This window comes from Methanosarcina sp. A14 (assembly GCF_001729375.1).
GTDB lineage: Archaea > Halobacteriota > Methanosarcinia > Methanosarcinales > Methanosarcinaceae > Methanosarcina > Methanosarcina barkeri.
Genome location: NZ_LZPK01000245.1, coordinates 1 through 5,491, shown reverse-complemented (window position 1 = coordinate 5,491; position 5,491 = coordinate 1). Strand labels below are relative to the sequence as shown.

Here is a 5,491-nt window from a genome sequence, read left to right as displayed (position 1 = left end):
ATTGTAAAATTCAAAAGAAATTGTAAAATCCAAAAGAAATTGTAAAATCCAAAAGAAATTGTAAAATCCAAAAGAAATTGTAAAGTTCAAAAGAAATTGTAAAGTTCAAAGGAAATTGTAAAGTTCAAAAAGGCCTGTTTTTAAGAAAGCAGGCCTTTTTTTAATTACTGGCTTTCAGGATTTCACTTAAGTTTTTTCTGGCTCTCTTTCTCTGGTTTTGAGCTTATTTCTCAAGTGTATTTATTACATTTCTGCGGGCCAGGAAACCAGCAAGTTCATCATCCAAGCTAAGGACTGGAACACCTCCTACATCGTGTTCTAGCATTGTCCTAACAGCTTCTTCAAGCGGAGTATTGGTATAGACACTAATCACACTACGGGTCATAATATCCCCTACCAATAGGTTCTTGATCCTTGAATCCTGCTGATTATCAGCCACCAGATCTCTGAAAGAACGCATGGCAAAGGCAATATCGTCTTCAGCAATAATGCCTACAAGTTTTCCGTTTTCAATTACTGGCAGCCTTCCTACATCTTTGTCAAGGATAAGTCTCCTAGCGTGGCTAACCCTCTCAGATGAACTGATAACTACAGGACTTTTTTCCATTACTTCCCCGGCAAAGCCTGTGAAGTGGTTTAGTTCCATGAATTCTTGGGGTGTCACCCAGCCCAGAGCTTTTCCATTATCAGTGACAATAATTACGCCACCAGTCTTTTTCATCAGGGTAAGAACATCCTTGGTATCGGTATCAGGCAGAACCTTTACAAAATTGTCGGATACGGCTGTTGCAACATGCAGAGAGGATGCAGGTTTACTCAGTTTCTTACGAGTCCCTAGCTGCTCTGTCAGACTTCTCATTGTAAGTACACCGATTATCTGGTCGTCGTGAACTACCAGCAGACGTTTTGTGTTTTTCTTTTCCATTAGATCCAGAGCGTGAGATATAGTGTCTGACTTATCAATCCTGTATGGCTGTACCATTATGTCTTTAGCTTGCATGCAATTCACCTCATGCGTATCCAGAATTTTCAATTATATTTTTCGCAATTCTTCGCGTGTTTTCTTCATCCGTTTCCTACGGTTTAATTCCGTATCCTTTTCTTACTTTGGATGATTTATCTATCGCAGTTTATTGTTTTTTTCGCAGTACATACCTCCACTGCGGTGTTTCAGAGGATGGCTTTCATGATATCGGTTCTGCTTAGTATACCCACTATATCTTCTCCATCACTGACGGGTAATGCAGTCACTCCATCTTCCATCATCTTTTTGGCGGCTGCACTAACATCCTCATTTACGTCAATGGAATTTATTGGAGATATCATGATATCTTCTGCGGTCAAGGGTAACTCTTTTACGTATCTATAGGTCTTCTGGCCTCCAGGAGAGGATTTCCTGGTCATCTTGATATTTTTCATGGAAAGTTCGCCTTGAAAATCAGTTAAGAGATTTAAGGCGAGACTTCTGCTGGAAATAATCCCTACAGGCTTTCCTGCATCGTCTTTAACGATCACTCTTTCAATGTTATTCCTGTTCATTTCGTCAATCACATGGTTGATAGTATGATGCCTGTGAACAGAAATAATATCCTCAGTCATTAATTTAGAGATTTTTGTTTTCATATCCTCTTTATTTTCCGCAACATAGCGCACAAGATCTGTCCTGGTGATAATACCTACAATATCGTTCTTTACCACCGGAATAGTATGCACTCCGTTCTCAAGCATTAAGGCAGCTGCCTGGGAAATAGAGGCTTCAGGATAGATGCTAATAACCGACTCAGTCATCAATAATTTGATAGGGATCTGATCTATCGGTCTTCTCCTCCAGAGAGGTTCAGCCTGAGCCAGACGGTTAGTGATGTCTGATTTTGTAACGATTCCCACTATCTTGTCCTCATTGAGAACAAGCAACGTACTGATTTTATGCCTTAACATCAGTTTTCTCGCACGTGACACGGGTTCTTCTGTGTTTACGACGTACACAGGTGAACTCATGATGTCCGCTACATTCATGAAGTACCTCCTTCACTTTTACAATATATAAGTGTCAATAATTATACTTTTTGAATCGGAAGCAAAAGTTACAATTTTTAGCTATACTCGGTCAACTTTTAAGGAAGTAACCAGTACCTCTTGTTGAAGCGAGAGTTATTTTAATAGGTTCTTATTTTATAAAGTTCTTACTTTAAAATGAGCTACACTTCAAATTCTAAGTACTCAATGTACAGCTTACTTTTCTATCTATCCAGCTAGAGAATTTTCCTTTTCTCCAAATCTCTTGGAAGCTTAATCTCCTTAAAACTTAATCTCCTTAAAACTTAATCTCCTTAAAACTTAATCTCCTTAAAACTTAAATCCGAAGGTTTTTCGGGCTCAATCGACTTAATGCTCAGTTTAATTTTAATTTTCGCTAAACTTAGTTAAGTTCCGTAACAGTTTGAACCAGTAATAGTTTGAACCAGCTTGAACTGCCTGGACAGCCTGGACCAGGTTTAATCAATTGGAATCACCTAATCAATTGATTATGTTCTCAAGTTCATTTAAGAGATCTCAGAAGATCCCTTTCAGTAATAATACCGCGGAGCAGCCCGTTATCCAGGACCGGAAGTGAACCTATCTTTTTCTCAAGCATTATTTCCATTGCTTTTCCCAGGTCTGTACCTGGACCAGTCCATATCAGCTCTCTTGAGACAATAGAACCTACAGGCTGGTCTAGAGCCTCGTGAATGTTTCCTGTTGTTAGCTTACTGAAAGCTTCTCCATTTCCAAGGAAATGGATAATATCAGAGGACGTGATAATTCCTGCGAAGATGCCATCCTTAACTACAGGAAGCCTTCGGAGCCTGTTATCTACCATTACTTTTGCTGCCTGTCCAATGGGTGTATCAGTTGATATCATCTTGACGTTCTCGGTCATATATTCATCAACAGTTCTGTTTGTCACAAGTCCACCCATCAGTTCAAGTGCATTCCTTTCGGTAAAGATTGCGACGACCTGCATGTCACTGTTCACGATTGGCAGACCACCTGTTCTTCTTTCAATCATTGTTGAAACAGCGTCTTTAAAGTCAGCCTGGTCAGATAGATAGGGAATGTCAGTTTCCATGATTTGCCGTACTTCTTCGTTGATCGCAGCTAGAAGGTTACCTTTGAAGCGGTTTTCAACGAGCAGATTCTTTCTTCCGCCCCCAAGAAAATCAATAATATCTACGGAAGTAACTACCCCTTCCAACCTCCGTGTTCCGGCGTTTGTAATAGGAATACGCCTGAACCTCTTTTCAGTCATAATCTTGATTGCGTCCATTATTGTTGCGGTTGGAGGGAGGGTTAATACATTCCTTGTTGCCAGGGCCAGGATTTTTCCCTCATGTTCTGAAATGCGGGATTTAAACTCAGGACCTATTCGCATAGTACCCATGCTGCTAATCGTGTGAGGGTCTTTCTGCTGTGCTTTCTTGGATTTGCTTACACCTGGCTGAACTTTCATCTTATCGACGGACGAAAATGTCGTATTTCTGTTCAATAGGATCACCGAATTCGAGTTGCAGTTAATTGCTTTTTTCGTATTCCATTTCTTCTTTTCCTGCTTTCTTGCAGAAACTTTTCTTGGAGTCTGTAGTTCATTCCTCAACAGACCCAGATTTGCTCCCGGAAAAAATAAAACCTGAAAGCAATTTCTCCCGAATTTTTCCAAAAGGTTTACTTTATCCTATATTTATAATTATTATTAATGATGATCTTTGATGTTATAATCTTTTTGTGTGAAAATTTAATGCTGCTTTCTGCGTTGCATTAATTCTCTTTTAATTCTCTTTTAATTCTCTTTTAATTCTGTGATTAGTTGTTAACCTTTCACCGGATACTTTCATTATATGTTCTTTCAAAGGCGATTTTCTGAGGGTTTTTCAGGCCATACATTGACAATAGATCCCAGAAGGTCCTGTCTATCAACGATTCCAGATACTCTGTCTTTTTCATTTACAATGGTAACTCTTCCGATATCCTGACGAATAATCATCTCAATTGCTTTCTGAATAGAATCCTTTTCTGAAAGTGTATACGTAGGGGTTGACATTATCTTCTCAACTTTTGGGCTTTCATTAGGCCTTGTTCGTCTCTCGTCTTCCACTTCAGTGCGCACAGCACCTGATTTGATTATGTCCCTGCGAGTTATCATTCCAATGGGTTCGCCTTTCTTTGAAACTACAGGAATACCTGTATAATCGGTCTCGAGCATACGCGCCCAGACTACGCTAACTTTGTCCTCTTGTGAACACGTTTTGACTTTTTTCGTCATCACGGCATGCAATGTTTTAGGAATATTTTTTGGAACTTCAACATTTCTGAGAATATCCACATTACTCAGGACTCCAACAACTGTACGGTCCGTAGTTGATTTAACAACGGGAACTCTGTTCTGCTTCGACTGCACCATCAGTTTTGCGGCCTTTATAATATTCATGTCTGGAGTGACTGTAGGGGACTGGCTTGCATACCCGCCTACTGTGACATTCGAGCGTGTAGAGGTAATCCTCAAGATATCCTGGTCACTCAGCATTCCCACAAGCCTGTTTTCTTCGTCAACAACGACAAGGCTTCGAAGAAGGTAATCGCGCATCAGCTGACGGGCGCGAGTCACAAATTCTCCCTCTTTGATACTTACAGGTTCATCTGTCATAATCTCGCTAACGTTCATTGTCTGCCTCCTTATACTCTCTTTAAAAAAAGAATTTCAAAATCGATATCTAAAGACCGTAAGTTACTCGTAGTCCTCGCCTTCTTCTTGCCGGCAGTTTCCGCAAAGGTATCTTCCGTCCACAAGTCTAAGATCATATGAAAAGATATTACAGGATTCGCACATCCCAGTTTGCAAATCTTCTCCCTCTGAAACCTCTTCGATTGATGGGGTGGAAAGGAGAACCTCTCTGTTCATGTCAATAAGTTCTTTAAGGATAGTATTAAGTCCGGGCGTTACTATCAGGATGTCAGTGTTCGAAATCACTCCTACTATTCTACCGTTTTCCAGGACAGGCAGCCTTTTAATATTCGCCTTTAACATGATCTCGGAAGCTTCTACTATACTTGTTTCAGGTTCTACGGTTATTAAGGGGGTTGATAGGATTTCGCTTGCCTTTACCTCACCTGGTTTTTTATCTTCTGTAATAATACCCTTTACAAAGTCCCTTTCAGTTATAATTCCCATGGCTTTGTCATTTTCTGTAATAATGACGCTTCCTGCATCGCGGCTGACCATTTCCCTTGCAATGGCAGGAATATCTGAATTAATGTCCATTATTATGACTGCTTTATTCATGACTTCAGCAACTGAGACTTCTCTTTCAATCTCTCTGCTGTGAATACCAGTACCTATAGCTTTCTCAGCATCGGTGTCCCTTCCCGGTCCATCTGCCATCTACTGCCGTTCCCCCTTTCATTCCGTAAGTCGGCAATTCACAATATAATATTTATGGATATTTTCAAATTATTT

General features: G+C 40.1%; 5 protein-coding genes. All 5 read right to left on the bottom strand.

The window, feature by feature from the left end; all coding sequences use genetic code 11:
- Nucleotides 1-223: 223 nt before the first annotated feature.
- Entirely contained in the window at nt 224-1,000 is a 777-nt protein-coding gene (locus A9239_RS11860; RefSeq protein ID WP_176722134.1) for a CBS domain-containing protein, read from the bottom strand.
- Between the two features lie 170 nt (nt 1,001-1,170).
- Nucleotides 1,171-2,016: a CBS domain-containing protein gene (locus A9239_RS11855; protein WP_011305988.1), complete on the bottom strand. Its 846-nt coding sequence runs from the start codon at nt 2,014-2,016 to the stop codon at nt 1,171-1,173.
- 523 nt (nt 2,017-2,539) lie between these two features.
- Entirely contained in the window at nt 2,540-3,535 is a 996-nt protein-coding gene (locus A9239_RS11850) for a CBS domain-containing protein (RefSeq protein ID WP_048122636.1), read from the bottom strand.
- Between the two features lie 348 nt (nt 3,536-3,883).
- The gene (locus A9239_RS11845) at nt 3,884-4,699 is read right to left on the bottom strand and encodes an HPP family protein (protein ID WP_048154011.1); all 816 of its coding nucleotides are present in this window, start codon (nt 4,697-4,699) and stop codon (nt 3,884-3,886) included.
- A gap of 63 nt (nt 4,700-4,762) precedes the next feature.
- Complete coding sequence (locus tag A9239_RS11840) at nt 4,763-5,416, bottom strand: cyclic nucleotide-binding/CBS domain-containing protein (RefSeq protein ID WP_048116314.1); 654 nt, start codon at nt 5,414-5,416, stop codon at nt 4,763-4,765.
- Between the last annotated feature and the right edge of the window lie 75 nt (nt 5,417-5,491).

Excerpts from the sequence above, each read along its gene's own strand:
- A9239_RS11855 (WP_011305988.1), bottom strand. The coding sequence starts at position 2,016 with ATGAATGTAGCGGACATCATGAGTTCACCTGTGTACGTCGTAAACACA.
- A9239_RS11845 (WP_048154011.1), bottom strand. The coding sequence starts at position 4,699 with ATGAACGTTAGCGAGATTATGACAGATGAACCTGTAAGTATCAAAGAG.
- A9239_RS11860 (WP_176722134.1), bottom strand. The coding sequence starts at position 1,000 with ATGCAAGCTAAAGACATAATGGTACAGCCATACAGGATTGATAAGTCA.
- A9239_RS11840 (WP_048116314.1), bottom strand. The coding sequence starts at position 5,416 with ATGGCAGATGGACCGGGAAGGGACACCGATGCTGAGAAAGCTATAGGT.